The sequence below is a fragment of the Streptomyces sp. AC627_RSS907 genome (assembly GCF_019049165.1).
The window spans coordinates 1-584 of sequence record NZ_JAGMUE010001198.1 but is presented as its reverse complement, the minus strand read 5'-3'; the positions used below and the strand labels follow the sequence as shown (position 1 = coordinate 584).

1 protein-coding gene and 1 pseudogene are annotated in these 584 nt (G+C 70.7%); both read right to left on the bottom strand.

Annotated features, from left to right (window positions below):
• Positions 1-479: pseudogene (locus KUM32_RS41045) on the bottom strand (protein spdB); the annotation flags it as partial.
• A partial coding sequence (locus KUM32_RS45540) for a DUF6303 family protein (protein WP_374227619.1) occupies positions 476-584 on the bottom strand: 109 nt, incomplete at its 5' end. The pseudogene KUM32_RS41045 and the gene KUM32_RS45540, both read right to left, overlap by 4 nt.

Below are 584 nucleotides of genomic sequence, written 5' to 3'. Positions count from 1 at the left end.
TCCGTGGACGCCTCAGCGCGCAGTCGAGCGCGCGCCACGGCCGCCTCATCACGCGCTTCCTGCTGGATTCCCTGGATCAGGGCCAGGGCGTTCGAGGTGAGCGCGGTGCGCTCCCACAGGCTGTGGACCAGCCACAGGGCCTTGGCCGCGATGGGCAACCACGCCACGGCCAGCCACGCGCCAGCGTCATGCTCAACGCTGAGAGCGTGTGCGACCAGCACGCCAGTGGCCAGGGCGCCGAAAGACCAACCGACCGCCGTCACGGCTCGATTGTGGTCGCCCTGCGCGGCCAAACGGCGTTCGTAGGCCAAGGTGGCCAACCACCCGCCGTCGATCCCCAGACCGACCACCAGCGCGACGGGCCACGGCATCACCGGACCCAGCCACAGCACCACCACCGCGAGGGTGAGCACCATGGACACAGCCGTCATCGCGATGGCCGGCAACGCGGTCTTTGCCTCTCGCTGGACCGCGCTCATGAGGTCACACCGCTTACCGGTCGCACCGCGATGCTGGCCACCAGCCACACACGCGAGGTGGGGTCGTCCGGGTCCGCGCGGTCCTCGGCCCACTCCCACCGGGCC